This window comes from Thermobifida cellulosilytica TB100 (assembly GCF_001517975.1).
GTDB lineage: Bacteria > Actinomycetota > Actinomycetes > Streptosporangiales > Streptosporangiaceae > Thermobifida > Thermobifida cellulosilytica.
On record NZ_KQ950180.1, the window covers coordinates 1,190,770 to 1,217,424 of the forward strand.

At 71.1% G+C, this 26,655-nt stretch carries 17 protein-coding genes and 2 pseudogenes; 7 read left to right on the forward strand and 12 right to left on the reverse strand.

Annotated elements, in window-relative coordinates:
- Positions 1 to 123: 123 nt before the first annotated feature.
- The 5 genes from AC529_RS05165 to AC529_RS05185 all read right to left on the reverse strand — a co-directional run bounded on the left by AC529_RS05165 (position 124) and on the right by AC529_RS05185 (position 4,261).
- A complete protein-coding gene (locus tag AC529_RS05165; RefSeq protein WP_068753952.1) occupies positions 124 to 876 on the reverse strand; it encodes a hypothetical protein in 753 nt (250 codons plus the stop codon).
- Between the two features lie 14 nt (positions 877 to 890).
- Complete coding sequence (locus AC529_RS05170) at positions 891 to 1,682, reverse strand: hypothetical protein (RefSeq protein ID WP_068753954.1); 792 nt, start codon at positions 1,680 to 1,682, stop codon at positions 891 to 893.
- On the reverse strand, positions 1,679 to 2,398 hold the full coding sequence (locus tag AC529_RS05175; RefSeq protein ID WP_068753956.1) for an ABC transporter ATP-binding protein: 720 nt from the start codon (positions 2,396 to 2,398) through the stop codon (positions 1,679 to 1,681). The genes AC529_RS05170 and AC529_RS05175 overlap by 4 nt, the downstream gene beginning before the upstream one ends.
- 67 nt (positions 2,399 to 2,465) lie before the next feature.
- A complete protein-coding gene (locus AC529_RS05180) occupies positions 2,466 to 3,125 on the reverse strand; it encodes a response regulator transcription factor (RefSeq protein WP_068753958.1) in 660 nt (219 codons plus the stop codon).
- Positions 3,122 to 4,261 carry a sensor histidine kinase gene (locus AC529_RS05185; protein ID WP_083947933.1) on the reverse strand — a complete coding sequence of 380 codons (1,140 nt, stop codon included), beginning with the start codon at positions 4,259 to 4,261 and terminating at the stop codon, positions 3,122 to 3,124. The genes AC529_RS05180 and AC529_RS05185 overlap by 4 nt, the downstream gene beginning before the upstream one ends.
- 132 nt (positions 4,262 to 4,393) lie before the next feature.
- On the opposite strand from AC529_RS05185, the gene AC529_RS05190 reads away from it, so the two are divergent.
- Positions 4,394 to 5,020: a class I SAM-dependent methyltransferase gene (locus AC529_RS05190; protein ID WP_068753962.1), complete on the forward strand. Its 627-nt coding sequence runs from the start codon at positions 4,394 to 4,396 to the stop codon at positions 5,018 to 5,020.
- Positions 5,021 to 5,104: 84 nt separating this feature from the next.
- Positions 5,105 to 5,331: pseudogene (locus AC529_RS19445) on the forward strand (MmcQ/YjbR family DNA-binding protein); the annotation flags it as partial.
- A gap of 174 nt (positions 5,332 to 5,505) precedes the next feature.
- Here the strand turns inward: AC529_RS19445 and AC529_RS05195 are convergent.
- The gene (locus AC529_RS05195) at positions 5,506 to 5,721 is read right to left on the reverse strand and encodes a hypothetical protein (RefSeq protein WP_068753964.1); all 216 of its coding nucleotides are present in this window, start codon (positions 5,719 to 5,721) and stop codon (positions 5,506 to 5,508) included.
- A gap of 475 nt (positions 5,722 to 6,196) precedes the next feature.
- Between AC529_RS05195 and AC529_RS05200 the strand changes: the two genes are divergently transcribed.
- Positions 6,197 to 6,466, forward strand: a complete 270-nt coding sequence (locus tag AC529_RS05200; protein WP_068753965.1) for a GntR family transcriptional regulator — start codon at positions 6,197 to 6,199, stop codon at positions 6,464 to 6,466.
- 454 nt (positions 6,467 to 6,920) lie between these two features.
- Positions 6,921 to 7,085, forward strand: a pseudogene (locus AC529_RS19960) (MmcQ/YjbR family DNA-binding protein); the annotation flags it as partial.
- A gap of 37 nt (positions 7,086 to 7,122) precedes the next feature.
- Here AC529_RS19960 and AC529_RS05215 read toward each other — a convergent pair.
- The 3 genes from AC529_RS05215 to AC529_RS05225 all read right to left on the reverse strand — a co-directional run bounded on the left by AC529_RS05215 (position 7,123) and on the right by AC529_RS05225 (position 14,132).
- On the reverse strand, positions 7,123 to 9,333 hold the full coding sequence (locus AC529_RS05215; RefSeq protein WP_083947934.1) for a WD40 repeat domain-containing serine/threonine protein kinase: 2,211 nt from the start codon (positions 9,331 to 9,333) through the stop codon (positions 7,123 to 7,125).
- Between the two features lie 306 nt (positions 9,334 to 9,639).
- Positions 9,640 to 11,694 carry a WD40 repeat domain-containing serine/threonine protein kinase gene (locus tag AC529_RS05220; RefSeq protein WP_157080052.1) on the reverse strand — a complete coding sequence of 685 codons (2,055 nt, stop codon included), beginning with the start codon at positions 11,692 to 11,694 and terminating at the stop codon, positions 9,640 to 9,642.
- Positions 11,695 to 12,044: 350 nt separating this feature from the next.
- Positions 12,045 to 14,132 carry a WD40 repeat domain-containing serine/threonine protein kinase gene (locus AC529_RS05225; protein WP_068753971.1) on the reverse strand — a complete coding sequence of 696 codons (2,088 nt, stop codon included), beginning with the start codon at positions 14,130 to 14,132 and terminating at the stop codon, positions 12,045 to 12,047.
- Between the two features lie 365 nt (positions 14,133 to 14,497).
- On the opposite strand from AC529_RS05225, the gene speB reads away from it, so the two are divergent.
- The 3 genes from speB to AC529_RS05240 all read left to right on the forward strand — a co-directional run bounded on the left by speB (position 14,498) and on the right by AC529_RS05240 (position 18,921).
- On the forward strand, positions 14,498 to 15,451 hold the full coding sequence (gene speB / locus AC529_RS05230) for an agmatinase (RefSeq protein WP_068753974.1): 954 nt from the start codon (positions 14,498 to 14,500) through the stop codon (positions 15,449 to 15,451).
- Between the two features lie 261 nt (positions 15,452 to 15,712).
- Entirely contained in the window at positions 15,713 to 17,107 is a 1,395-nt protein-coding gene (locus AC529_RS05235) for an FAD-binding oxidoreductase (RefSeq protein ID WP_068753976.1), read from the forward strand.
- A gap of 206 nt (positions 17,108 to 17,313) precedes the next feature.
- Complete coding sequence (locus tag AC529_RS05240; RefSeq protein WP_198156293.1) at positions 17,314 to 18,921, forward strand: BCCT family transporter; 1,608 nt, start codon at positions 17,314 to 17,316, stop codon at positions 18,919 to 18,921.
- 106 nt (positions 18,922 to 19,027) lie between these two features.
- On the opposite strand, the gene AC529_RS05245 is transcribed toward AC529_RS05240, so the two are convergent.
- Genes AC529_RS05245 through AC529_RS05255 form a run of 3 tightly spaced genes read right to left on the reverse strand, consistent with a single transcriptional unit; the run spans position 19,028 to position 26,626 of the window.
- On the reverse strand, positions 19,028 to 21,232 hold the full coding sequence (locus AC529_RS05245; protein WP_068753978.1) for a DEAD/DEAH box helicase: 2,205 nt from the start codon (positions 21,230 to 21,232) through the stop codon (positions 19,028 to 19,030).
- The gene (locus AC529_RS05250; protein WP_068753980.1) at positions 21,201 to 22,532 is read right to left on the reverse strand and encodes an ATP-binding protein; all 1,332 of its coding nucleotides are present in this window, start codon (positions 22,530 to 22,532) and stop codon (positions 21,201 to 21,203) included. The genes AC529_RS05245 and AC529_RS05250 overlap by 32 nt, the downstream gene beginning before the upstream one ends.
- Positions 22,529 to 26,626: a TerB N-terminal domain-containing protein gene (locus tag AC529_RS05255; protein WP_068753982.1), complete on the reverse strand. Its 4,098-nt coding sequence runs from the start codon at positions 26,624 to 26,626 to the stop codon at positions 22,529 to 22,531. The genes AC529_RS05250 and AC529_RS05255 overlap by 4 nt, the downstream gene beginning before the upstream one ends.
- Positions 26,627 to 26,655 lie beyond the last annotated feature (29 nt).

Below are 26,655 nucleotides of genomic sequence, written 5' to 3' on the forward strand. Positions count from 1 at the left end.
TTTTGATATGGCGTTTCCAGAATTTCACTCTTGCCTTTCCACCCCGAGAACGGTATGGGGCGGGAAATCCGGTGGGCCGCGACCGCCCTGCCCGGCCACCCGGGCGGGGCGCCCGCCCTGCGCTCAGGCGTCCCGCCGGTGGAACACCACGGCCGCCGCCACGGCCGCCGCAGCCGTCCACGCGGCCAGGACGGCCCCGCCGAGCAGCGGTCCCAGCGCGTCGTCGGGCACCGGCCCCGTCCCGTACATCCGGGCGCCCGCCAGGGTGGGGAAGTAGTCGGCGCGGTCGGTGACCGTTTCGAGCAGGGACGGCACGACCAACAGCACGGGAAGCAGCACCGCCAGCGCCGCGACCGTGCTGCGCAGCGGCACCGCCACGGCACCGGAGAGCAGGCCGACCAGCACCAGGTAGGCGACCGCGCCGACCGGGGGACGCAGGCCGTCCTCGGCGAACTGCTCCCCCAGCGGCTGCGCCAGGCCGCCCAGGACGAGCTGGGCGGCGGCGACCGCGGCGGCCACGGAGCCGGCCGCCGCGGGCAGCGCGGCCGCGAGGTAGGCGGCGGCCTTGCCGACCAGCAGCACCGTGCGCCGGGGCACGCTGGTCAGGCTGGCGTGGATCTGCCCTCCCGAGTACTCGGTGGTGACCGTGAGGACCCCCAGCAGGACGAAGCCGACCTGCGTGTACCCCACCGCCTGGAGGGCGGTGCGCAGCGCGGAGACCGCTCCCGCGTCCGCCGCGTCGCGGGCCACGACCGCGAGCAGCGCGGCGAGCCCGGCCGTCCCCGCGACGGTGGCGGCGACCGTGGCGAGCGCGGCGGGGAGGGTGCGGAGCTTGTCGGCCTCCGCGGCGGTGACGTGTCCGAGGTCGAGGTTCATGGCGGCTCCGGCGGTCAGGCGTCGCGGCGGACGAACACGGCCGCGGCGACGGCGAGGAGCACGGCGGTCCACGCGGCCATGACCAGCCCTCCGGCCACCGGTCCGAGCGGGTCCTCCACCGGGGAGTAGGCGCCGAACATCCGGCCCCCGGCCAGGTCCGGCAGGTACTTCGCCAGCGGGGTGACCATGGACGCCAGCAGGGACAGCGACACGAACGTGCCGTTGACGATCAGCACGATCAGCGGGACGACCCCGTTGCGGACCAGCACGGTGACCGCGAACGCGAGCAGCGCGGTGAGGACCAGGTAGCAGACGCCGCCGACCACCCGCCCGCCGATCTCGGCGGCCACCTCGTCCAGGGGGTGCCCGTGCCCGCCCAGCACCGCCTGGGCCGCCACGACCGAGACCGGGACCGCGACGGCCGAGGCCAGGGCGGTCACCGTGGCCAGCGCCAGCGCCTTGGCGGCCAGCAGCGGCACCCGCCGGGGCAGCCCGGTCAGGGTCGCGGTGATCTGGCGTCCGCTGCCCGCGCCACGCCGGGTCGGGGTGTACTCGCTGCTCATCACGACCACGCCGAGGACGATCGCGCCGACCGCGGCCACGGGGATCCCGTCGAGGCCCGCGTCGATCGTGGACAGGTCGACCAGTCCTCCGGTGTCTCCCGTGTCGAGGGCGCGCCGCAGCGCCGACGTGTTCACCACGGCCACCCCCGGCGCGAGGAGCAGCAGCAGGCCCAGCGCGACGTACCCGGACGGCAGCGAAGCCAGTTTGGCGAACTCGGCGGCCAACGCGGTGCGGAAGGTCACGCGCCACCTCCGGCGTCCTGCCCGCCCGGGCCGGTCAGGGCGAAGAACGCGTCCTCCAGGGAGGAGTGCCCCGCGGTCACCTCGGCCACCGTCCCCCGGGCGACGATCCTGCCCCGGTCGATGACGACCAGGTCGTCGGCGGTCTCGGCGACCTCGCCCATCAGGTGGCTGGAGAGCAGCACGGTCCGGCCCGCCGCGGCGTAGTCCCGCAGGAAGCGGCGCATCCAGCGGATCCCCTCGGCGTCCAGGCCGTTGACCGGCTCGTCGAGGACGAGCACCTCGGGTTCGCCGAGCAGGGCGGCGGCCAGGCCGAGGCGCTGGCCCATGCCGAGGGAGAACGCGCCGACCCGCCTACGGGCCGCACCGGTCAGGCCCACGGTGTCGAGCACCTCGGCCACCCGGGACCGCGGAATGCCGTTGCTGCGGGCCAGCCAGGTCAGGTGGGCCCGCGCGCTGCGGGAGGGGTGCGCCCCGGCGTCCAGCAGGGCGCCGACCGTCCGCAGCGGGTGGCGCAGGCGGCGGTAGGGGACCCCGTTGATCAGGGCGGTTCCCCCGTCGGCGGAGTCCAGGCCGAGGAGGATGCGCAGCGTGGAGGTCTTCCCGGCGCCGTTGGGGCCGAGGAACCCGGTGACCCTGCCGGGGGAGGCGGTGAAGCTGACGTCGTCCACGACGGCTCTCCCGCCGCGGCGTTTGGTCAGGTGTGCCACGTCGATCATGCGCCCAGCGTCGCAACGGGACGGTCCGGCGCACATCGGCCAAAGGTTGACACCGCGTCGTAGCGGCCTACCGGATCTCGGCGATGTACCCGGACTCGTAGACGAGGATGACCAGTTGGGTGCGGTCGCGTACGCCCAGCTTGGTGAAGAGCCGGCTCAGGTAGGTCTTGACGGTGGCCTTGCTGAGGAAGAGCTCGGCGGCGATCTCCTCGTTGGACAGCCCGCGGGTGATCGCGGCGACGACGTCGCGTTCCCGGTCGGTGAGGCCGCGGAAGCGGGAGCGGTCGGCGGTGCGGCGGCGCGGGGCGACGTGGGCGATCATCCGCCGCGTCACCTCGGGGGCGAGCATCGCGTTGCCGTCCCGGACCGTGCGGACGGCCCGCACGATCTCCTCGGGGGGTGCGTTCTTCAACAGGAAGCCGGAGGCGCCCGCGCGCAGCGCCTCGTAGACGTACTCGTCGAGGTCGAACGTGGTCAGCACGACGACCCTGGTGTCCGGGTGGTGGTCGCAGACCAGCCGGGTGGCGGCCAGCCCGTCCAGGACGGGCATGCGGACGTCCATGAGCACGACGTCCGGCCGGTGCGCGCGGACCGCGGCGACGGCCTCCCGCCCGTTGCGCGCCTGCGCCCGGACGGCCATGCCGGGGGCGCTGTCGACGAGTTCCACGAGGGCGGCGCGGGAGAGGTCCTCGTCCTCGGCGACCACCACGCCGATCGGTTCGCTCATGGGGTGTCCTGTCCGTGCGGGTCGGCGGGGAGGGAGGCGCGGAGGACGAACCCGCCGTCGGGGCGCTGCTGGGCGGTGAGCTCCCCGCCCAGCAGGCCGACGCGTTCGCGCAGGCCCACCAGGCCGAAGCCGGGGCCGTCGCCGGGCTCCGGACGGCGGGCGGCCGGGCCGTTGGCGACCTCGACGTCCACCCGCGTGTCGGTGGCGGTGACGGTCACCGCGCACCGGGCGCCAGGGGCGTGCCGGACCGCGTTGGTCAGCCCTTCCTGCACGACCCGGTACACGGCCCGCTGCGTGCCCGCGGGGAGCGTGCGGGGCGGACCGGTGACCGTCAGGGTGACGGGGGTGCCCGCCTGTTCGGCGCGGGCGGCGAGCGCGTCCAGGTCGTCGAGGCCGGGCTGCGGGGCGTGCTCGGCGGGGCCGGTGTCGGCGCGCAGGACGCCGAGCATGGCCCGCATGTCGGCCAGCGCGGTGCGGCTGGTCTCCTCGATGGTGGCGAGCTTGGCGCGCAGCGCCTCGGGGTCGTCGGCGGTGCTGTGCCGCCCCACCCCGGAGACGATGGAGATCGTGCCGAGCGAGTGCGACACGACGTCGTGCAGCTCCCGCACGACCCGCAGCCGCTCCGCGGCCACGGCGCGGTCCCGTTCGGCGCGCGCCGCGTGCGCGGCCTCCAGTTGCCTGCGCCGGGCGGTGCTGCCCAGCGCCCACGCCATGCCCAGCGCCAGCCCGCTCACCAGCAGGTAGCGGACCACTTCGAGGGCGCGCTCGCTGCCGCCGACCAGGAAGAGGGCGACGATCGCCGCGAAGAACACCGCCGGAAGCCGCCACCGGATCTCCCCGCGCTCCAGGGCGACCTCGTACAGCGTCCACGCGGCGAGCAGGAACGGCTCCTCGGTGACGCCGAGGAGCAGGCCGGTCAGGGTCGCACCGGTGACGGCGGCGAAGGCGCCCAGCGGCCAGCGGCTCCGGGTCAGGGTTCCCGCCACGGCGACCAGGGCTGCCGCGGCGTGCAGCGCGGTCACCCACCCCGGCCCGCCGCCGAACGGGGTCCAGAACAGCAGCACGCACAGCAGGACCGCGCCCACCTCCACGGCGGGCCCTCCGAGGTCGCTCCTGGAGGCACGCCGCTGGCTCATGGCCCCGATCGTAGGGGACGCGGCGTCCTCGCTTCCCGCGCGCAGACGGCCCCGCGGCCGGGTCCGTGCTGGGCACCGGCCACCGGTTCCACGGAGAATGGACGGGGAACGGTCGGGGAGGGGTGAGGTGTCGTGGACGCGCAGGAGTGGGACCGCCGCTACCGGGAGCGGGAGCTGGTGTGGGGCGCGGAGCCGAACAGGTTCGTCGTCGAGGCGGCCGCCGACCTGCCGCCGGGGCGGGCGCTGGACGTGGCCGCGGGCGAGGGGCGCAACGCGGTGTGGCTCGCCGAGCGGGGCTGGCAGGTCACGGCCTACGACTTCTCGCCGGTGGCGGTGGAGCGGGGCAGGCGCGTCGCCCGGGAGCGCGGCGTGGAGGTGGAGTGGCTGGTCGCCGACGCCCGCGACCCCGCGCCCCTCCGGGAGGGCTACGACCTGGTGCTCCTCTGCTACCTGCACCTGCCGCGCGACGACTGGCGGCGTGCGCTCGCCGAGGCGGTGCGGGCGCTGGCCCCCGGAGGGCGGCTGGTGAGCGTGGGGCACGCCCTGGACAACCTGGTCCGCGGCACCGGCGGCCCGCAGGATCCGAAGGTGCTGCACGTCCCCCAGAACATCGCCATGGCGATCACCGAGACCGCGGCCCTGGAGCACTTCGCCGTGCGCATCGAACGCGCCGGACAGGTGACCCGCGAGGTCGTCGCCGAGGACGGGACGCGCACCGCGATCGACTCCCTCGTGGTCGCACACCGCGCCGACCGGTGAGGTCCGCGGGGCGTCCGCGGAGTGTCACCACCGGCTGCCGTCATGCCCGCGGATTCCTGTCCCGTCCGAGCGAGGAGGCCGCCCGTGACCCCGCAGCAGTTCATCGACGCCGCCCTGTGGTTCCCCGAGGCGGTCGGGACCGAGCCGTTCGGCCCGGGAACACTGGTGTACAAGGTGGCGGGCACGATGTTCGCGCTGCTCGGCGAGCGCAACCGGGAGGGGTCCCGTTCGTGACGCTCAAGTGCGCCCCCGGCCTCGCCCTGGAGCTGCGCGCGGAGTTCGCCTCGGTGATCCCCGGCCACCACACCAACAACCCAGCGTTGGATCAAATCACCGCTCTTCCCACCAGGCGGGCCCACGGACAGCAACACGGCCCGGTTCGCGGCCAACGGCCCCGGACATACCAGGGGGCCGGAAGCGGTACCGCGCCGTACCTACTTTCGGCCCCGTTGTCCCCGCCTGTCCACGGGGACGTCTCTGCTGTCCTACTCGTCCGCGTCCCGCGCGGCGTTGCGCCACGGCCCGGGGAGCACCCCGCCGGAACGGAGCCACTGGTCCAGGGCCGTGAACGCCGCGTCCGTGTCCGGGAACACGTCCACGTGATCGCGGAGCGCTTCACTCAAGGCGTCGTAAAGCCAGTCCGCGTGTTCGGCGGCGTCCCACTCCGGCCCCGCCGCGCCCTCCTCCGGGTAGCGAGTCACCGCGCCACCCCCGCCCGTTCATAGGCGACGTAGTAGGGGCGGACAAAGGCCGCTTGCGGGTTGACGTTCTCCAGATCCACGACCGGCGGCGTCCACGGAACGGCCGGGTCATAGGGACTCCGCACTTCGGGGAGCGCGTAGCGGCGGACACGGGACGTCGTTCGCGGGGCCGGTGCACCGTCCGCCTGGACGCGGGGAGCTGTTCGCGGGGCGGGGCCCGCCTGGACGAGGTCAGCGGCCCCGCGTGGGGCGGCGTGGGCACCGCGCGCAGGAAGAACGAGGCGGACAAGGGCCGCCACAACGACAAGTAGAGTTCTCATTGTCAGCGCTCCCTGGAAGCGTTGGCCACGGCCCGGGGACGTTGCCGCGTCCGCCGGGTCCTTTGTTTTCCCATGAGCTTATCCCAACCTGTTACGTCCTGTCTCGTGATGTGTCGTGCTGAGTGTCATTAGTACGAGCCGCTTAGCGTCGTTCCATGTCGATCGACCTGGACGGGCCGGAACCGCTGTACCGCCAGATTGCGAACTTCATAGCGCGGCGGATAGCGGACGGGACATATCCCCCAAACAGGAAGGTCCCCTCAGAATCGGCCATATGCGAAGAATTCGGCGTCTCGCGGCGGACGGCCCGGAGCGCATACGCGCTACTGGCAGAGCGGGGACTCATCGTCACCGTCCCCGGGAAGGGGACCTATGTGGCCGAGCGGTCCCGGGACGCGGACGAGGACGGGGACGCAGACCGCTAAGCCTGCCTGCGCAGTCCTGCCCAACCTCCGGGCACAAAAAACGGGGCCGGACGCTCCCCCTCACGGGGGGCATCCGGCCCCGATCACTGCCCGGGCGGAGTCACCACTCCTCCGCTCCCAACGCGTCCACGGCGTCCAGCACCCCCACGACCGGGGACCCGATCCCAGACGGAACCGCGCGGACCTCGCGGCCACACTCGTGGCACTCCCGTCCACCTCCGCATACCACCTCGCGGAAGACTACGGCGCGGTCAGCGCCCAACTCCGCCGCGCGGCGGCGGCAGTCAGCCTCCTGCCCGTCCAGGCTGTCGGACACCTCGGTGTCGCGAGACGGACGGAGGTGGAGGACAGCAGTGGGCATGTGGGGGCCTCCACGGTACGTGGTCACTCTCCTGCGTTACCGGCTCGACACCGCACAAATGTTCGGTCGGAGGTCGGAGAAAAATGCAACGGCAGTAAGCGGCACTGGAACACCGTGCTGCTCGACGGCACGGTGCCCGACGACGAACTGGTGGAGATGCTGCGCCACTCCTACCAGCAGGTGGTGGCGGGACTGCGCAGGGCCGACCGGGAACGGCTGCTCGCCGTGCTGGGCGAGGACGCGCCGCCGCTGCCCTGAACCGGGGACGGGCCGCCGATGCGGCGCCGGGCCGAGGCTATTTCGCCCCGACCGACCACAGGCGGATCGTGTAGTCGTCGCTAGGGCTGGCCAGCACCGAACCGTCCGGACTGAACACCGCGGACCACACCACGTCGGTGTGGCCTTCCAGTTTGGCCAGTTCCTTCCCGGTCTCCACCTCCCACAACCGGACCGTGCCGTCGTCACTGGCACTGGCCAGCACCGAACCGTCCGGACTGAACATCACCGTGTTCACCCAGCCGGCGTGGCCCTCCAGTTCGGCCAGCTCTTTCCCGGTCCCCGCGTCCCACAACCGGACCGTGTGATCGTCGCTGGCAGTGGCCAGCACCGAACCGTCCGGACTGAACACCACCGAGCGCACCCAGTCGGTATGCCCCTCCAGCTCGGCCAGCTCCTCCCCGGTCTCCACGTCCCACAACCGGACCGTGCCGTCGTCACTGGCACTGGCCAGCACCGAACCGTCCGGGCTGAACGCGAGCGACTCCACCACGGATTCCTCGTAGCCCCGTAGCTCCGCCAGCAGTTGTGCGTTCTCGACGTCCCACAGCCGGACCGCCTCACCGGTGCCCCCGCTGGCCAGCACCGAGCCGTCCGGACTGAACACCACCAGATCCACCGTCCCGTCATGCTGGCCTTCGAACACGGTGCGCTGCTCCCCGGTCTGCATGTCCCACAGCCGGACCGTGCTGTCCATGCCCCCGCTGGCCAGCAGCGAGCCGTCCGGACTGAACGCGACCGTGTTCACCGCCCCGTGGGTGTGGCCTTCGAGCGTGGCGAGGTGCTGCCCGGTCTCCACGTTCCACGCCCAGATCCTGCTGTTGCGGCCGCTACCGACCACCAGCGAGCCGTCCGGACTGAACGCCACGTCCCACGAGCCGCTGGGGGCCTCCTGGAGCTCGGCCAGTTCTTTCCCGGTCTGCACGTCCCACAGCCGGACCATGCCCTCGGACTCCGCGCTGGCCAGCAGCGAGCCGTCCGGACTGAACACCACCTTGTGTACTTCGCTCTCGGTTTCGAGGACGAGCACGTCGAACGGTCCCTGCGTGGTCTGGGAGGAGCTCATGGCGCTCAGAGGGCGGTTCGGCTTCCAGAGCCAGACGGTCAAGGTCGCGACGAGGCCGACCACGACCGCCGCCACCGCTCCGCCGACCAGCCAGTTCCGCGCGAGGGCGGGGCGCCTCCTCCGCGGGTGCCGGGCCCGGCGGCCCCGAGGGGAGTCGTCGGACGCGGGCGGGGCGGCCTGCTCGACGACCGGCGAAGCGTCCTTCGGGCCGCTGGACGGGGTGGAGGGCCGGGGCGGAGGAACGGGCAGGGCGTACGACTGCGGCGGCGTCGCGAAGAACTGCCGTTCCGGGGAGACCGCCGAGGCGCGGAGCGCCGATCCGACCAGGTCGGCCAGCTCGGACGGGGGCCAGGTGTTCCCGAACTGGACGGTGCGGAGCTGGGCGAGCAGGTCGGCCGTGGTGGGACGCTGCTCGGGGTCCTGCTGCCAGCACGAGTGGATCAGCCGTCTCAGGTCGTCGGGAAGCTGCGGCAGCTCGGGCGGCTTGCTGACGATACGCATGACGACCTCGCCGATCGAGTCGACCCCGAACGGCGACTGGCCGGTGGCCGCGAACGCCAGCACGCTCCCCAGCGAGAACACGTCGCTGGGCGGCCCCACCGGACCGCCCCCGACCTGCTCGGGAGACATGTAGGCCAGGGTGCCCATCACCGCGCCGCCCGTGGTCATGGTGCTGGCGTCGGTGGGCCGGGCAATGCCGAAGTCGATGATGCGCGGACCGTCGGCCGCCAGGATGATGTTGCCGGGCTTGAAGTCCCGGTGCACCAACCCGCAGGAGTGGATCGCCTCCAGCCCCTCGATGAGCCCGGCGGCCAGGGGTCGCAGCGCGTGCTCGCTCAACTCCCCCCGCTGCTGGACCGCCTGTTGCAGGGAGGGTCCGGGCACGTAGGCGGTGGCCATCCACGGCGGGTCGGCGTCGGGATCGGCAGCGATGACCTGGGCCGTGTGGAAGCCGCCCACCCGGCGCGCCGCCTCCACCTCACGCGCGAACCGGGCACGGTACTCGCGGTCCGCGGCGTACTCGGGGCGGATCACCTTCACCACCACCGGGCGCCCGCCGGGGGAATGCGCGAGGAAGACCTGTCCCATCCCGCCCGCCCCCAGGCGACCCACCAGCCGGTACGGACCGACCCGCTCCGGGTCCCCTGACTGCAACGGCTTCATCAGTCCCGTCCTCACCGAAATCGCCCAGGCGGATATCAACCGCTTTCTGCGGCATTATTTCAAGAAGTCAGTACAGATCAGGGCGATCTTGAACGCCTCCCCTGTGGGAGGCCCGCCCGCGCGACCGCCGCTCCGGAGAGGAGAAATGGCAGGTCAGGGCTTTTCCAGCGGCTCAGAGTGGAATGGGCCACAGCCGTATCCGCCGCTCCGCAGCAGAAAGGTCGAGGCCGGGGCCGCGTTCGTCCGGCCGAAGGCGGTCACGGAGATCAGTCCCGCACCACCGGCACGAGAGGGGCCGGTTCGGGACTATTCCACGTCGACCGGCCACAGGCGGACGGTGCCGTCGTTGCCGGCGCTGGCCACCTGGGAGCCGTTGGGGCTGAACGCCACCGAGGTTGTCCAGCCGATATGGCCCTCCAGCCTGCCCAGCTCCTTCCTGGTCCCCGCGTCCCACAACCGGACCGTGCCGTCGTCACTGGCACTGGCCAGCAGGGAGCCGTTGGGACTGAACGCCACCGAGCGCACCCAGTCGGTATGCCCCTCCAGCTCGGCCAGCTCCTCCCCGGTCCCCGCGTCCCACAACCGCACCGTGCCGTCGTCGCTGGCACTGGCCAGCAGGGAGCCGTTGGGGCTGAACGCCACCGAGCGCACCCAGTCGGCATGTCCCTCCAGTTCGGCCAGCTCCTCCCCGGTCCCCGTGTCCCACAACCGCACCGTGTTGTCGCCGCTGCCGCTGGCCAGCACCGAACCGTCCGGACTGAACGCCACCGAATTCACCACGTTGGGGTGGCCGTCCAGTTCGGCCAGCTCCTCCCCGGTCCCCGCGTCCCACAACCGCACCGTGCCGTCGTCACTGCCGCTGGCCAGCACCGAACCGTCCGGACTGAACGCCACCGAGTTCACCCAGTCGGTGTGGCCTTCGAGAGCGGCGCGCTGCGCCCCGGTCTCGGCGTCCCACAACCGGACCGTGCGATCGTAGCTGGCACTGGCCAGCACCGAGCCGTCCGGACTGAACGCCACCGAGCGCACCCAGTCGGTATGCCCCTCCAGCTCGGCCAGCTCCTCCCCGGTCCCCGCGTCCCACAACCGCACCGTGTTGTCGCCGCCGGCGCCGGCCAGTACCGAACCGTCCGGACTGAACACCACCGAGTTCACCTCTGCATCGACTTCAAGAACACGCTGGGAGGGCGTCGGCCGGAGCAGAAGCAGGACCGCCAGGGCGGCGACGAGACCGACCACGGCCGTTGCCGCCGCCCCTCCCACCAGGACTCCCCGCCAGGAGAAGAACCGCTGGCGTGGCGGAGGCTGCGCTGCCGGGGGAAACCACACGGGTGGCGGAGCAGCCTGGACGGGGACGGGACCGAAGCGTCCCTCCTCACCGCCTTGGTGAAAGGGCTGGTTCGGCGGTGCAGCCGGAGTGTACGGCCGCGGCGGTCCCATCGCGGCGGGCGGCGGCTTCGGGGGGTTCGGAGGGTTCGGGAGGTTCGGAGGGCTTGCCGGACCGGGAGTTTCCGAGTTGACCAGATCCGCCAAACCGGGCGGAGGCCAGTCATGGCTGGTCTGGGCGGTGCTGAGCTGGGCGAGCAGGTCGGCCGTGGTGGGGCGCTCGTCGGGTGCCTGCCGCCAGCACGCGTGGATCAGCCGTCTCAGGTCGTCGGGAAGCTGCGGCAGCTCGGGCGGCTTGCTGACGATACGCATGACGACCTCGCCGATCCCGTCGGCCGCAAACGGGGACTGTCCCGTGGCCGCGAACGCCAGCACGCTCCCCAGCGAGAACACGTCGCTGGGCGGCCCCACCTGGCCTCCTCCGATCTGCTCGGGAGACATGTAGGCCAGGGTGCCCATCACCGCGCCGCTCAACGTCATGGTGCTGGCGTCGGTGGGCCGGGCAATGCCGAAGTCGATGATGCGCGGACCGTCGGCCGCCAGGATGATGTTGCCGGGCTTGAAGTCCCGGTGCACCAGACCACAGGAATGGATGGCCGCCAGCCCCTCGATGAGTCCGGCGGCCAGGATCCGCAGCGCGTGCTCGTCCAACGCCCCCCGCTGCTGGACCGCCTGTTGCAGGGAGGGACCGGGCACGTAGGCAGCAGCCATCCACGGCGAGTCCGCATTCGGGTCCGCGTCCACGACCTGGGCCGTGTGGAAGCCGCCCACCCGGCGCGCCGCCTCCACCTCACGCGCGAACCGGGCACGGTACTCGCGGTCCGCGGCGTACTCGGGGCGGATCACCTTCACCACCACCGGACGCCCGCCCGGAGACCGGGCCAGGAACACCTGCCCCATCCCGCCCGCCCCCAGGCGACCCACCAGCCGGTACGGACCGACCCGCTCCGGGTCTCCCGATCGCAACGGCTCCATCAGTCCCGCCCTCACCGAAATCGCCCAGACGACCGTCGGCCTCTTTTCTGCGCGGCATTATTTCAAGACGGAACTTAATTTCGGACGCTCTTGAAATTTTTAACCCAATTGTCCTCTCCGCACGGGAGCCACTCCCGTCAAACGGCCAGAGGAGCAGTTCAGCAGCTTTTCTTGCAGTATCAGGTCAGGACGGGACACAACCGCGCCGCCAGCCCGCCTCCGAATCACGCCGGATTCATGTCCGTTCGGCCGGTTCGACAGCAACTGCTGTTACGACAGGTCCGAATCCGCAACGGCCCGCCCCGTCGTCCGCCGCCCTGTTGAGGTGCCGCAGGCTCCGCCCGCACCGGTCACCCGCCTTGGGGGTCCTCCAGATAGTGCAGTTCGACGTCGCCCTCCTCGTTGCCGCTGACCACCACGGAGCCGTCCGGGTGGAACGCCAGCGCGGTGGCCCTGCTGAAGCTGTCCACTTCCTCCCCGCCCTCACCCAGGTCCCACAGGTAGGCCCGGTCGTCGCTGTCCAGACTGGCCAGCAGGGAGCCGTCCGGACTGAAGACAAGATCCTCGAACCACCACTGAGAGCCGCTGTGCGCGATGGAGAGCAGGAGCCTGCCGGACTCGGCTTCCCACACGTCGATCGCCTCGCCGCCGCCGCGGGCCAGCAGGGAGCCGTCCGGGCTGAACGCCAACGCTTCGACCGAGTAGTTGTCCTCCGCCCCCTGGAGGACGGGACCTCCCTCCCCGCTCTCCGCGTCCCACAGCCGTACATGGTCGTACTCGTACTCGGTAGCCAGCAGCAGACCGCCCGGGTGCAGCGCCTCCGGGTTCGCCGTGGCGTACTCCATGTGCTCCGGGTCGGAGGGGCCCGCCGCGGAGAGCAGCTCTCCGCTCGCGACGTCCCACCTCTGGACCACGTCGTCCGCCGCGACGCTGGCCACCACGGCCCCGTCCTCGTCGAACGTCACCCCGGTGATCCGACAGTCGAACGACTCGTACCGGTCGGGGTTGACCAGGGTGGCCGTCTGCTGCCCGCTCTCGAAGTCCCACAGCCGGAGGGCGCCGTTGTCGCAGCCGGCGGCCAGCGTGCTCCCGTCCCGGCTGAAGGCCAGCGCGGTGACCATGGTGCACGTCTTCTCCTCGTCGTCCTCGTCGAGGAAGTCCAGGAACTCTCCGCTCTCGAAGTCCCATACCCGGATGTTCTCGGCCGCGACGACCAGTCGAGAGCCGTCCGGACTGAACGCCACCGCCCGTACGCTCTCCTCGATGTCGGTGACCAGCGGCGCGCCCGAGTAGGACTCCTGTCCGGGCAGGACCAGGTCGGGGGTCGCGGGGAGGGAGTCCACCCATCCCCAGGCGAGCGCCACGACCGGTATCAGCATCAGGGTCGCGGACCAGCACCCCGCGTTGTCCTGGCTCTGTTTCTTCCCCTGGGCGGCGTTCGCGTCGGACTGCCGGAGCGTCGCGCCGGTCCGCGGACTGCTCTCCGCCTCCCCGCCGCCTCCCGGTTCCTCCCCCTCCCACCGCTGGGGGGTGATGTCCGAGGGCGGGGGCGCGGGCGGCGGGGGCGGGACGGCCGCCCCGACGGGGAGTGCCGTCCCGACCAGGTCGGCGAGGTGCGGCGGCGGCCAGTCGGCCCCGGCCCGGCCGCCGATCCGGGCCAGCAGGTCGGCCGCCGTGGGACGCTCGTCGGGGCGCTGCGCCCAGCAGGCGCGGATCAGTTCCCGCAGGTCCGGGGAGAGTTGCGGGAGTTCCGGGGGCGGGCTGATGAGGCGCATGACGATCGCGCCCAGCGTCTCGGCCGCAAACGGGGACTGTCCCGTGGCCGCGAACGCCAGCACGGTGCCGAAGGAGAAGATGTCGCTGGCCCGGCCCACCGGCTGCCCCTGGACCTGCTCCGGCGACATGTAGGACAGGGTGCCGATCACGGCCCCCGTCTGGGTCATGGTGCTGGCGTCGGTGGGCCGGGCGATGCCGAAGTCGATGATGCGCGGACCGTCGGCCGCCAGGATGATGTTGCCGGGCTTGAAGTCCCGGTGCACCAACCCACAGGAGTGGATCGCCGTCAGCCCCTCGGCGAGTCCGGCGGCCAGGGTCCACAGCGCGTGCTCGTCCAGCGGCCCCCGCTGCCGCACCGCCTGGTCGAGGGAGGGGCCGGGCACGTAGGCAGCAGCCATCCACGGCGGATCGGCGTCGGGATCGGCGTCCACGATCTGCGCCGTGTGGAAGCCACCCACCCGGCGCGCCGCCTCCACCTCACGCGCGAACCGCACCCGGTACTCGGAGTCGGAGACGTGCTCGGGGCGGATCACCTTCACCACCACCGGACGCCCGCCCGGAGAGCGGGCCAGGAACACCTGCCCCATCCCGCCCGCGCCCAGGCGGTTCACCAGCCGGTAGGGGCCGACCTGTTCGGGATCCCCCGGCAGCAACGGCTCCATACCCGTCCGCCCTTACTGAAACCAGTCGAACAGGCACCGAACGTATACCTGTACGGCACGGTGTCAAGGCCTGGAGCCGTATCCGGTCAGCCGCGCCCCGCGGCCCGTCCAGCGGGCAAGCCGCCGCCCCGGCTCCTCGCCAACCGCCACAGGCGGCGTTTCACGTGGAACCAGCAGCAGGGGAAGGCTCCGGGCACGGCAGAGTTCGACGAGACCGGTGGGCAGCGAGCCGTGCACCGGGGCGCCCCTGCCCGGCACCGGCCCCGAGTCTATGGTGTGGGAGGTCCTGACCTGTGCCTTCGACAGGTCGAGAACCGCGCCCCAAGCCGTGTCCCCGATGCGACAGTGACGGAAGGCGGTAGCCCGTGAGCACTCCGATCGGCCCCACCGACTCCAGTCGGGTCCCCCGGTTCGCCGGTCCGGCGACCTTCGCCCGTCTGCCCCGCACCGACGAGGTGGAGAAGACCGATATCGCCGTGGTCGGCATCCCCTTCGACACCGGGGTCTCCTACCGCCCCGGCGCCCGGTTCGGCCCGGCCGCCATCCGGGAGGCCAGCCGCCTGCTGCGGCCCTACCACCCCGGTCTGGACGTCTCCCCGTTCGCCGAGGTCCAGGTGGCCGACGGCGGCGACATCGCGGTCAACCCGTTCTCGATCGGCGACGCCATCGAGACCGTGGACGAGGGCGTCAGCCGACTGCTGTCCGCGGGCACCCGGGTGGTCACCCTCGGCGGGGACCACACGATCGCACTGCCGCTGCTGCGCGCGGTGCACCGCGTCCACGGCCCGGTCGCGCTGCTGCACTTCGACGCGCACCTGGACACCTGGGACACCTACTTCGGGGAGCCCTACACCCACGGCACCCCCTTCCGGCGCGCCGTGGAGGAGGGGATCCTCGACACCGAGGCCCTCTCGCACGTGGGCATCCGCGGCCCCCTCTACGGCAAGAAGGACCTGGAGGACGACCGCCGCTTCGGCTTCGGCATCCTCACCTCCGCCGACGTGATGCGCCGCGGCGTGGACGAGGTCGTGGACCTGCTGCGCCAGCGGATCGGCGACCGGCCGCTGTACGTGTCGGTGGACATCGACGTCCTCGACCCGGCGCACGCGCCCGGCACCGGCACCCCCGAGGCGGGCGGGCTGACCAGCCGGGAGCTGCTGGAGATCCTGCGCGGCCTGGCGCCCTGCAACCTGGTCGGCGCCGACGTCGTGGAGGTCGCCCCCGCCTACGACCACGCGCAGATCACCGCGACCGCCGCCGCCCACGTCGCCTACGACCTGGTCTCGGTGCTCGCGCTGAACCTGGCTCGAGGCCGCTGACCCCGCCGACACGGGCCGCACGGACCGCGGGGCCGCAGGGGAGTGCGGCCCCGCGCCGTCTCCGGCAGGGCCCCAGGCGGGGCCGCTCTCATGAAAAGAACCTGGGAGAACCATCGACAAAACACTGTTGGACGCGCCCGCGGGGACGCCTAGGCTGCTAGCCGATCGGGGCCGAAACACGTCGGCGGGCCCCGGTCCGGGGCCCGCTGCGGGCCAGGGCTCCGACACCCCGGTTCGACCCGAGTCGACGGGGAGGTCCCCATGGCCCAGTTCAACAGCACGACACTCGACGACACCGCCCTCACCGAACTCCGCGCCGACTTCTCCGGCCGCGTCCTCCAACCCGGCGACCCCGACTACGCACAGGCCCGCACCCTCTTCAACGCCATGGTCGACCTGCGGCCGAGGGTCATCGCCCAGTGCGCCACCGTCGACGACGTCGTCCGCGCGGTCCGCTTCGGGCGCGACCACGGACTGGAGATCGCGGTCCGCGGCGGCGGCCACAGCGTCGCGGGCAGCTCCCTCACCGACGGCGGCATCGTCGTCGACCTGCGGATGATGAACGAGGTCGTGGTCGACCCCGAACAGCGGACCGCGCGGGTCAGCGGCGGCGCCACGATGAGCCACCTGGACCGCGCCGCCCAGCCGTACGGCCTGGCCACCACCGGCGGCCGGGTGTCCACCACGGGGGTGTGCGGGCTCGTCCTCGGCGGCGGCAGCGGCTGGCTGGAACGCAAGTTCGGGCTGGCCTGCGACAACCTGCTGGAAGCCGAACTGGTGACGGCCGACGGCAGCCTCGTGCGCGCCTCCGCCGACGAGAACCCCGAACTGTTCTGGGCGCTGCACGGCGGCGGCGGCAACTTCGGCGTCGCCACGTCGCTCACGCTGCGCCTGCACGACCTGTCGACGGTCACCGCGTCCCTGCTGTTCTGGGACCCCGAGAGCGGCCCCGAGGTGGTGCGCGCCTACCGCGACTTCATGGTCGGCGCCCCCGACGACGTGGGCGGCGCCGTCATCTACCTCACCGCCCCGCCCGAGGACTTCATGCCGCAGCGGCTGGTCGGCCGCCTGGCGTGCGCGGCCCTGCTCATCCACGCCGGCGGGGACCACGAGAAGGCGATGCGCGACCTGCGGCCGATGCGGGAGCTCGGCCACGTCGCCGAACTGACCGCCGAGATGGCCTACGCCGACCTGCAATCCATGCTCGACGACCCGCCCGGCCACCGCAACTACTGGTCGGCCGAGTACCTGGGCGCACTGCCCGGCGCGGCGGTGGACCGGTTCTGCGCCGGGGCCGAGCGGATGCTCGTCCCCTCGCCGTCGCAGTACCTGCTGTCGGCGCAGGGCGGCGCGGTGGCACGGTCCCTGGCCGACTACCCGGTGCCGTGGCGGCGCGCCTCCTGGGTGGTGCACCCCTTCGGACTGTGGGAGAACCCGGACGACGACGAACGCGTCATCCAGTGGACGCACAGCACCCGCGCGGACATGCGCCCGTGGGCGCTCGGCGCGGTCTACCTCAACTTCATCGGCGACGAGGGTGAACAGCGGACCGTCGCGGGCTTCGGTCCCGACAACTACCGCCGCCTGGCCCGGGTGAAGGCCCAGTACGACCCGGACAACGTCTTCCACCGCAACCACAACGTCAGGCCCGCCTGACCTCCGGCGCGTCGGCCCCCGTGTCCTCGGCCGGTGCGCGTCCGGGGCCGCACAGCGTTTTCCGCGCGACACGTTTCACCACGCTCCGTTCGCGCAAGTAGCACGCTGTGTGTGCGGCGGGGCTTCCGCCGGAAGCGGGCTCTCCGCCCGACTCCCGTCCGCGGACCGCTCCGCCCCGCCACCCGGCACGAGGAGTCGAACGCCAGATGTCTCTGCTCAACCGACTGGGCCTGCGCACGGACCCCGTCATCTTCTCCGTCTCGGTGGCGCTGACGGTCCTGTTCGTCGGGGCCTCCATCCTGTTCACCGCCCCGGTGGACGCGCTGTTCGGCACGGTGTCCGCCTGGATCATCACCAACCTCGGCTGGTTCTACATCCTCGGCGTCACCACGTTCCTGATCTTCCTGATCTGGATCTGCTTCAGCCGCTACGGGAGGATCCGCCTCGGCCGGGAGGGGGACCGCCCCGAGTACTCCAGGCTCACCTGGTTCGCCATGCTGTTCGCGGCGGGCATCGGCACCATCCTCATGTTCTGGGGGGTCGCCGAGCCGATCAGCCACTTCGCCAACCCGCCGCGCAACGACGTCGCCCCGCAGTCGGTGCCCGCCGCCGAGCAGGCCATGGGCTACACCCTCTACCACTTCGGCCTGCACACCTGGACGATCTTCTGCCTGCCCGCCGTGTGCTTCGCCTACTTCGCCTACCGGCGCGGCCTGCCCATGCGGGTCAGCTCGATCTTCCACCCGTTCCTCGGCGACCGCATCCACGGTCCCATCGGCCGCGCGATCGACATCCTCGCGGTCCTCGGCACCGTGTTCGGCGTCGCCGTCTCCCTGGGCCTGGGCACCCTACAGATCAACAGCGGCCTGGCCGCACTGTTCGGCGTGGAGTTCAGCAAACCGGTGCAGGTCCTGCTCATCACCGTGACCACTGCCCTCGCCACGACCTCGGTGGCGCTCGGCCTGGACCGCGGCATCAAACGGCTGTCCGACATCAACATCGCCCTGGCGGTCGGCCTGCTGCTGTTCATCCTGGCCACCGGCTCCACCCTGTACCTGATCAGGGGCACCATCGAGATGGTCGGGGTGTACCTGGGCTGGCTGGTCCCCCTGGCGTTCTGGAACGACACCTTCGGCGACACCGGCTGGCAGGGCACCTGGACGGTGTTCTACTGGGCGTGGACGATCACCTGGGCGCCGTTCGTCGGCATCTTCATCGCCCGCATCTCCAAGGGCCGCACCATCCGCGAGTTCGTGCTCGGCGTGCTGGGCCTGCCCACCGCGTTCACCGTCGTCTGGTTCAGCGTGTTCGGCCTGTCCGCGTTCGACATCGAACGCAACGGCCCCGGCGGGCTCGTGCAGACCGTGGTGGTCGAGGGGGACATCCCCGGGGCGCTCTTCGCGTTCCTCTCCAACTTCCCCCTCGCCACGGCGGTGTCGGCGCTGTCGGTGCTGATCGTGATCATCTTCTTCACCACGTCGGCGGACTCGGCGGCCCTGGTGGTCGACATGCTGGTCTCCCGCGACGAGGAGGGGACGACCCCGGTGCGCCAGCGCGTGTTCTGGGCCATCACCTCGGGCGTGGTCGCGGCCACCCTGATCACCGCCACCGGCCAGTCGGGCCTGGAGGCGCTGTCGGAGGTGGTCACCGTCATCGGGCTGCCGTTCTTCGCCATGGGCTTCCTGATGATGGCGGCCCTGCTGCGATCGCTGAACAGCGAGACCGTGCCCCCGGCCGTCCACCGCCTGCCGACCCTGCACGTCCACCTGCCCCGCCAGCGGATGCCGCGCCTCCCCCGCCACCACCCCCGGTGATCCCGAGGGGGCGTCCTGGGGGCGGCTGCGCAACGATCTTGGCACCACTACCAGAACAGGCACCGATCATGGCCCCAGAGCCAGAACGGCTGAGGACGGGTGCCGCTCATCCGCTCAGTTGTTCCAGAAAGCGCATCGCTCCCGGCACGTCGAGGGCCTGCGCGGCGTAGGAGCGGGACAGCAGCTCCTCGCCCAGGTAGTGGTCGTACTTGTGGCGGCGCTTGTCGGCGACCATTCCGGCCAGGTCCACGGGATCGGGCGGCCCGGCCTTGACCAGGCGGGACACCGCACCGCGCAGCCTTTCCGGGGGCACGTCCGGCACGGTCACGAGCGCCCCGGCGTGTGCCGCCTTGATCCCCACCCACCGCAGCAGATGGCAGATGGTTTCGACGACTCGGTCCCCTCGCCACGGGAACAGCAGCGTCTCCCCGTCGTATTCGTGGACGTGAAGGTCGGCCAGTCCGATCTCCCGAAACGCCATACGCCCCTCTTCCAACAGGATCGCTGCTGCCTCGTCGAGGTAACGGGGGACGTCCGTGCCCAGGTACACCTCTCGCATGTGTTGTCGGACGCCGTCGCTGACCGGCACCGGCACCCCGGCGAACCCGGGCGGCACGCCCCCGCCACGGGCGGGAACGACAAGTACCCGGCGTTCCGCGGGTTTGACCTCCACCACCTGCCAGGAGCGTCCGCCGAACGCCAGCAGCGCCCCCGTGTCCACGGCCGGGCTGATCGGCATGGTGCCCATGTCGCCGTCGACGGTGGCGATCGTGTACTCCTCGACCGTGTCGAACGCCGAGTAGAACGAGTAGTGGTTGAGGAGCGTCTCCCCCACTTTCCCCGGCAGCAGCAGGCCGCTGCGCTCCTGGGTGACTATTCCGTGTGCTCCGAGAGCACGCAGCAGGTCCGCGAAGGTCTGTTCGTCCACTCCGGGGAAGGCCCCGTCGGCGCACAGCTCCCGGTACAGTCGCAGTGCACTCGCTCCGCCGTGCTGGGCGAGCACGGACAGGATCTGCTGTACCAGTGTGGACAGATGCGGCGTCTCCAGATCGGGAGGTTCACACCAACGGCGCAGCAGCAGTTCCACCATGGCCACGGTCTGCACCAGGTCGAGGCGCAGCCGCTCCACCGGGGTCTCGGGCAGGCTCTGTTCGGTGATGTACACGTACAGCTTCGCGGGTGCGCTGCCCCGACCGGAGCGGCCGAGCCGCTGGCGCAGCCCTGCCACGGTGGGAGGGGTGCCGAGCTGCACGACCGTGTCCACCCAACCCACGTCGATCCCGAGCTCCAGAGTCGCGGTGCACACGATCGTGGCGGGTGCCGACCGGTTCTTCAGCCGCTGTTCGGCATGGGCGCGCAGCTCTGCGGAGAGCGAGCCGTGGTGGGGGGTGAAGGGGTTGGGAATCCGGTCCTGTTCGGCGAATTCCGACAGGGCGGCGGCGCAGCTCTCCGCCTCGGCCCGCGAGTTGACGAACACCATGTTGTGCCCGGTGCGGACCACCTGATACAGATGCCCGGTGGCCGCGTCGCACGCTCCGCCCTCGGCGTCCTCACGCAGGTCCGCGACGTAGCCGCGTACTTGGAGCAGCAACTGTTTGCCTGCTCCCCGGTCCTCGAGGATCGTGACCCGATCGCCCTCCCCCGGACGGAGGAACTCGGCAGCGGCCCGCAGGTCCGCAAGGGTCGCGGACAATCCGATTCGGGCAGCCCGGTGGCCGGCAGCACGCTCCAGCCGGTGCATGAGGGAGCGCAGTTGTGCTCCGCGCGCGGTGCCGAGGAAGGCGTGCAGTTCGTCAACGACGATGTAACGCAGGTCGGCGAAGAGCCGCGCCACTGTGGAACCGCGGGTGACGAACATCGCCTCCAGCGACTCGGGGGTGATCAGCAGGATGCCGGAGGGCTCCTCGCGCAGCCGGTCCTTCTGTATCACCCCGATGTCGCCGTGCCAGGCGGTGACGGGGATCCCGATGCGCGCGCACAGGTCGGTGAGGCGCGTGTGCTGGTCGTTGATGAGTGCCTTGAGCGGGCTCAGGCAGACCGCCTGGATTCCGGTGCTCTCACCGTGCTCGGCGTCGCGGGCCAGCACCGAGCACACCGGCAGGAACACCGCCTCGGTCTTGCCTCCGGCGGTCGCCGCGGCCAGGAGCACATCGGTGTCGCCTCCGATGATCGGACGGATGGCCTGTTCCTGGATGGGGCGCAGGCTGGTCCAGCGTCGTTCCCAGACCCAGCGCTGGACTCCGCGGTGCAGCAGGGCGAACGCGTCCGGTCCCGTCTTCTCAGAGCCGGAAGGAGGCGAGGGGCGAGTCATTGTCCACGTCGTCCTCGGGACGCAGGGGTTGCAGGTCGGGGTTGGCCTCCTTGACGATCTCCACGGTCGACAGCAGGGCGCGCCAGTCGGCGTCCTCGTTCTGCACCAGTACGTCCATGAGGCCGATGAACTGCTTGATGGTGCTACGCGGGGTACGGAAGTAGGCGTCGCCGACCCGCTCTGCGCAGTGCTGCATGAACGCCTCGATCGCCTCGTCGGGCAGCGGGTAGCGCGCCGGATCACCGCCCGCGTAGACGTGCCGGACCTTGCGCAGCAGTTCGTAGAAGTGCTCCTTGGTGAAGTGGCTGAGCCGCAGCACCGGGCCGTGGTAGTCGACGAGCCCGCCGGTGGCGTACGGGTTCTCTTCCAACCGGGAGCGCAGCGCCTCGTAGGAGTACAGGCCGCGCATCGGGTCCTCGAGGAACTCGGGGGTACCGCCGAACAGGAAGCCGATGTGTTCGGCCCGGCCCTGCTGGGTGTCGTTGATGATGTTGAGGATCTGCTCGTAGTTGGCGACCCTTGATCCCTTGTGGCTGAGCTTGTAGAGGTTGACGAGTTCGTCGAGGCAGACCAGCAGCCCTCTGTATCCGGCCATGGTGGTGAAGGCCGCCATGAGTTTGAGGTGGTCGAACAGGGATCGGTCGTCGATGATCTCGCTGACGCCCAGGTCGCGGGTGGCCTCGGTCTTCTTCGCGTACTCGGCGCTGAGCCAGCGCAGGGCGTGCGCACGCAGTTCCTCGTCCTGGTTGATGTAGGCGTGCCAGTACGCCTGGACGACCTTGGCGAAGCTCGGACCGCCGGGGAATTCGCGCAGCCCCCACAGGCGCTTGCTCAACTGCTCTTCGGCTGTGGTCCCGGAGGCTTCGGCATCACGCTGCACCTGGGCCACGAACTGCTCCACGACTGAGGTGAGCGCCTGGCCGCCTGGCTTGGCACGGGTCGCCATGTTCGCCATGAGGGTGGAGTACAGCTTGCGGGCGCGCCCCTGGCTGCCCTGGAGGCGGCGGTCGGGGGTGAGGTCGGCGTGGACGGTGACCAGCTTGTTCTTGTGGGCGAGGGAGCGCACGACGTGCAGGAAGAACGTCTTTCCGGCACCGTAGTCGCCGATGACGAACCGGACTGCGCCCGCTCCGTGCTTGATCTGTTCGATGCTGGTCTGCAGCGCTTCGAGTTCCCGGGCCCGTCCGACCTGGATGAGGCTGGCGCCGCGGTGCGGGACGACGCCGTTGCGCAGTGCGTCGAGCAGGGGTCCCCTGTCTCGGCTGCGGATGCTGCGGGTGGTTTCGGGGGTTTCGGTCACTGGGTCATCTCCTCGAAGATCACCGTGCGCACGGTGACACGCTCTTCTTTCTCGTCGATCACGGGGGTGTCGACGAGGTCCCACGCGGCCTCGTTGATCTGGTCGACCGCCTCGTCGTAATCCAGGCCGTACCAGCGTGCGAGCCGAACGGCATCGGCCAGGCTCCAGCGCTCCCGGGTGGAGAGGTCGGTGAGCAGCGCGGCGTGGTGCTGGTCGAGCCCGTCGATCTCCCGGGGGCTCCGCTCCGTGGGATGCGTCCTGGCCGAGGGGAAGAAGAAGGCATCAGGAGTCCCCGGTACGGCGTTCTCGGGTGGCAGCGCGGTGCCCCGGTAGCTCAGCCTCAGCCGGAGCACCGCCTCCAGGCCGAGAACGCGGTGCACGCCGAGCAGGAAGACTGCCTGGTCGCGGGTGATCTTCCCTGCGCTCTCAGCGGCTTCGAGCAGGAGGTCGCCGACCTTCTCCCGGTCCCGCAGCGGCAGTCCGGCGAGACGGCGGCACAGGTCGAGCGGGGTCTCCCCGGCGATTCCTCGTTCGTGGAGGCGCAGCTCCCGCCACTCCTTCCCGGCCAGGTCCGCCATGCTTTCAATGGCGCGGACGATGGCCAGCTTGTGCGCCACGGCGGGCGGCCCCTCCAAGGAAACCAGCCGAACGGCGAGCTCAGCGAAGTCCGAAGCGGTTGTCCCCTGCCGGGCAACCGCTTCGGGGGCCTCGTCCGGAGGCGTGGCGGCCGTGCGGAGGCCCGTGACGGTCGGCGGCGCCGTTCCCCTCCCCCGCGCCGCGCGCTGCTCGGCGGCCGTCTCCGCGGGAGGGCGGCGGGACCGCACGGCCTGTTCGTAGGCTTTCTGCACGCGGCGTACGAGGTTGTCCGGCGGAGCGGTCCTCTCCACGTCGCGCACTCCCGGTACCGGCAGGCGGACTTCTCCCAGCCCTGGGCAGGAGGACTGGTAGACGTACTCGAGTAGGGGTGCGGAGCGCGGCACGATCTGCTCGCCCCGGTAGGGCAGCACCTCCTCGTCGAACGGGGTGAGCCTCCGGTACACCTCGGGGTCGGCGGGGCGCAGGTGGTACAGCACCCATTCCAGCGCCCAGTCGGCGGGCAGAAAGCGGTTGTCCCTGGCCAGCACACCCAGTCCCAGCCGGAAGCCGTAGGGGATCTGCTCGTCCCCCGGACGGTAGCGCGGCGGCTCGGCGGGCGGCTCGGCCTTCTCGGAGGCGAGGTCGGCGAGGGTGAGCAGGCGGTGCGTCTGCTCGGTGAACTCCGGGCTCGCGGCGAACCACTCGGCCAGCCTCTCCAGTTCTTCGCGCAGTCGCGGCGGAACCCGTACCGTCCCCTTCGGGGAGCGGATCATTTCGACGATCCGACGTTCCAGGCCGTTGCGGAACAGTCTTCCGAAGACCAGGGGGACCGATACGTTGCTTTCCCGTTTCGCCAGCCAGGACAGGTACCGCGACCGCTCCTGGGGGGTGAGGTCGGGGTATCCGAGGACTTCCCGCTGCGGGGCTCTGCCTCTCGGATGCATAACGGTGTGGTCCCGCTCCAGGGAGATGTCGATCGCTGAGGCCCACTGCACGATGTCGGTGATGCCCACCGCTCCGGAGCTTCCCGCGTACACCATCCCGTCAGGAATGGTGTAGCGGCCGACCCTCAGCATGGTTCCCGGAGCTTTCCAGCTCGACCAGCGGTGGGTGATCTCCGTGGACAGTTCTGCCGGCAGCCCGGCCGCGGTCGTGGAAGCGGTCGGCTGTGTGCGGTGTCCCGTCGGAGTTGCCGGGGGTTGCGCCGTTTCCGGATCCCGCTGTCCGGTCTTCTTCTCGAGGTCGGCGAGTGCGGCCTGCACGATCCGCCGGAGATGGTTCAGCGGAAGGGCAAGGCTGTGGACGTCGTCGACTTCTCGGACGGGGAGCGTGACCGTCTCAAGGTCCGGGTTGGCCGGCTGGTAGGTCCAGACGACGTTTTTTCCGCCGCGGAAAGGCACGGGCAGCCCTTCGGGGAACTCGTCGGCGAAGCGCTTGCGGAACGCCTCGTGAAAGTCCTCGGAAGACCGTCTGGCCATCGGAGGGCTGACTTCCTTGTGGTGTACCGCCCAGGAGAGCGCCCAGTCGACCGGGATCTTTCCGTCTCGGGAGGCCAGCATGCCGAGCCCGTAGCGGAGTTCGTCGGGGAACGAGTCGAAAGGGTCGGTGGGGGACGGCGGGGTCAACAGATAGTCGTTGTCCCCGTAGATGAGGTGCCTGACCACCGAGTTGAAGGTCCGTGCCCGGTGCCGGAAACGCCGTAGGGACCGGTAGGTGCCGATCAGACGGACCAGTTCGGTGTGGATGTCCGGCAGTTCGTCGGCGAGCGCGTGGCCGGGCATGATGTCGCACAGCACCCGCTGTTCCAGGCCGTAGAGGAAGAGGAAGAGCGGGCTGTCGTCGTCGAGCGTCCCGTTGCGCCCCGTGGCGAGCCAGTCCAGATACTGCCCTCGGGTGCTGTCGGCGCCTTGGTGGTAGCCCTTGCCGTAGTCGCTGGTGAGCGCTTTTCCCGGGGACAGGGGAGCGGGAAGGGTCGGGTCGATCACCGCGGCCCGCCGGTCGCCTCTGTCGGGCGTACCGAAATAGACCATTCCGGCGGTGATCCTCCGTCCCCGGACGGTGAGTTCCTCTCCCTTCCTGGTCCAGCGGGGACCGCTCTGCGCTCCTGCGGGCTGTTCTCTGGCCTGGACGGTGGCGGAGCGCGGCTCCGCCGTGGCGGCGGGCTGGGGGTCCCGCCGTGTCTCGGCCGTCTCGACTGCTGTCGGCAGTGCCCCTTGTTCCCGGAGTACCTCCAGTGCTTCGGGGTCCACGACGATCGTGTCGCCGTCCTCGTCGAGGAGCTCCATGTCGACGGCGTCGAGGGTGTACTCGTTGATCTCGGCCAGCGCGCCGTCGACCATCAGGCCCTGCCGCCGGGCGAGCGCGGAAGCGTCGGCTCGGGACCACTCCTGTCTGGTCACCAGGGTCGCGAGGAAAGTGCGCAGGGCAGGCTCCAGTCCCGGAAGCTCCGGGTCTGCGGCTCCGGCGTGGGCGGGGACGCTCTTGGCAGCGCCGACGGCCGGTACCGGGGCTGTTTCTCCGGTCTCCTCCTCGTCTTCGTCGTCATCGAGGTCAGCGAGGAGCGCGTCGGCCCGGCGCACGTCGTCCTGCACGGCGGCGAGCCGTTCGAGGTCGAGGTAGAAGCCGCTTCGCGTGGGGGCCGGTTGGTCCTGGCCGGCGGTCCCGGGTGCCGGTGACGGCGGCAGCACCGCAGCGGACTGCTCGTCGTCGCCTGAGAGGTCGTGCGGAGGCGTGGGCGCTTCCGGCCTCGTCGGCTCCGCAGTCCGCCTCTCGGGCGCGGGAGCGGGCTGCTGGGGTGGCCTGTTCTCCGTCTTCTGCTGCTGGCCCGCTGAGGTGGCAGGCCGGGGAGGAGCACTCGTCACCCGCCGCTTCCCGTAGTAGACGGGCTGGCAGCCGGGGTTGGCCGGCCGGTAGGTCCTCGACAGCGGAAGAGTCTCTTTCTCCCAACCGAGGCGCCAGTCCTGTCGCGGGGTCTCCTCCACATAGGCAAGCAGGTCGAGAAAGTTGGCGGCCTGCTGCTTCAGGAGCGGGTCGCGGCCGTAGACCGTGAGCAGCCGGTCCACCTCTCCACGGAGCAGCGGGAGGTCGGCCACCTGCCTGCTCTTCTGCAGTTGTCCGAGCACCCGGCGTTCCAGTCCGGTGAAGAAGAGGTAGACGAAGTTGACGGCCACGTCGGGCTTCTTCCTGCCGTCGGCATGCCACCGCAGGTATGCGGCTCTGGCTGCCGGGGAAAGCCGGCGGTAGGGGAGGAGGGCCGACGGTTTCATCGTCTGGGGTCGGAAGTCCGCGATCAGACCGACTGACAGAGCGGGGATGATCGCGGAGATCTCGGCGGCCTGGGAGCCGGTGTTGACGTAGACCATTCCGTCCGGGATGACCAGGCTTATCACGGCCAGCGAACTTCCCGGAGGAACCCACCAGAGGCCGTCGTTCTCCTGCTGCCACTCCTTGCTGGGACCGGGGCTCTGCCGCCTCTCCGGTGGCAGGAAGCGCTTGGAGAACGATGACTTCTTGGCCAAGTCCTGCTCCTTGCTGCTCGAGCGCCCGA

Excerpts from the sequence above, each read along its gene's own strand:
- AC529_RS05185 (WP_083947933.1), bottom strand. The coding sequence starts at position 4,261 with ATGAGCCAGCGGCGTGCCTCCAGGAGCGACCTCGGAGGGCCCGCCGTG.
- AC529_RS05225 (WP_068753971.1), bottom strand. The coding sequence starts at position 14,132 with ATGGAGCCGTTGCTGCCGGGGGATCCCGAACAGGTCGGCCCCTACCGG.
- AC529_RS05165 (WP_068753952.1), bottom strand. The coding sequence starts at position 876 with ATGAACCTCGACCTCGGACACGTCACCGCCGCGGAGGCCGACAAGCTC.
- AC529_RS05200 (WP_068753965.1), top strand. The coding sequence starts at position 6,197 with ATGTCGATCGACCTGGACGGGCCGGAACCGCTGTACCGCCAGATTGCG.
- AC529_RS05235 (WP_068753976.1), top strand. The coding sequence starts at position 15,713 with ATGGCCCAGTTCAACAGCACGACACTCGACGACACCGCCCTCACCGAA.
- AC529_RS05220 (WP_157080052.1), bottom strand. The coding sequence starts at position 11,694 with ATGGAGCCGTTGCGATCGGGAGACCCGGAGCGGGTCGGTCCGTACCGG.
- AC529_RS05175 (WP_068753956.1), bottom strand. The coding sequence starts at position 2,398 with ATGATCGACGTGGCACACCTGACCAAACGCCGCGGCGGGAGAGCCGTC.
- AC529_RS05240 (WP_198156293.1), top strand. The coding sequence starts at position 17,314 with ATGTCTCTGCTCAACCGACTGGGCCTGCGCACGGACCCCGTCATCTTC.
- AC529_RS05215 (WP_083947934.1), bottom strand. The coding sequence starts at position 9,333 with ATGAAGCCGTTGCAGTCAGGGGACCCGGAGCGGGTCGGTCCGTACCGG.
- AC529_RS05245 (WP_068753978.1), bottom strand. The coding sequence starts at position 21,232 with ATGACTCGCCCCTCGCCTCCTTCCGGCTCTGAGAAGACGGGACCGGAC.
- AC529_RS05180 (WP_068753958.1), bottom strand. The coding sequence starts at position 3,125 with ATGAGCGAACCGATCGGCGTGGTGGTCGCCGAGGACGAGGACCTCTCC.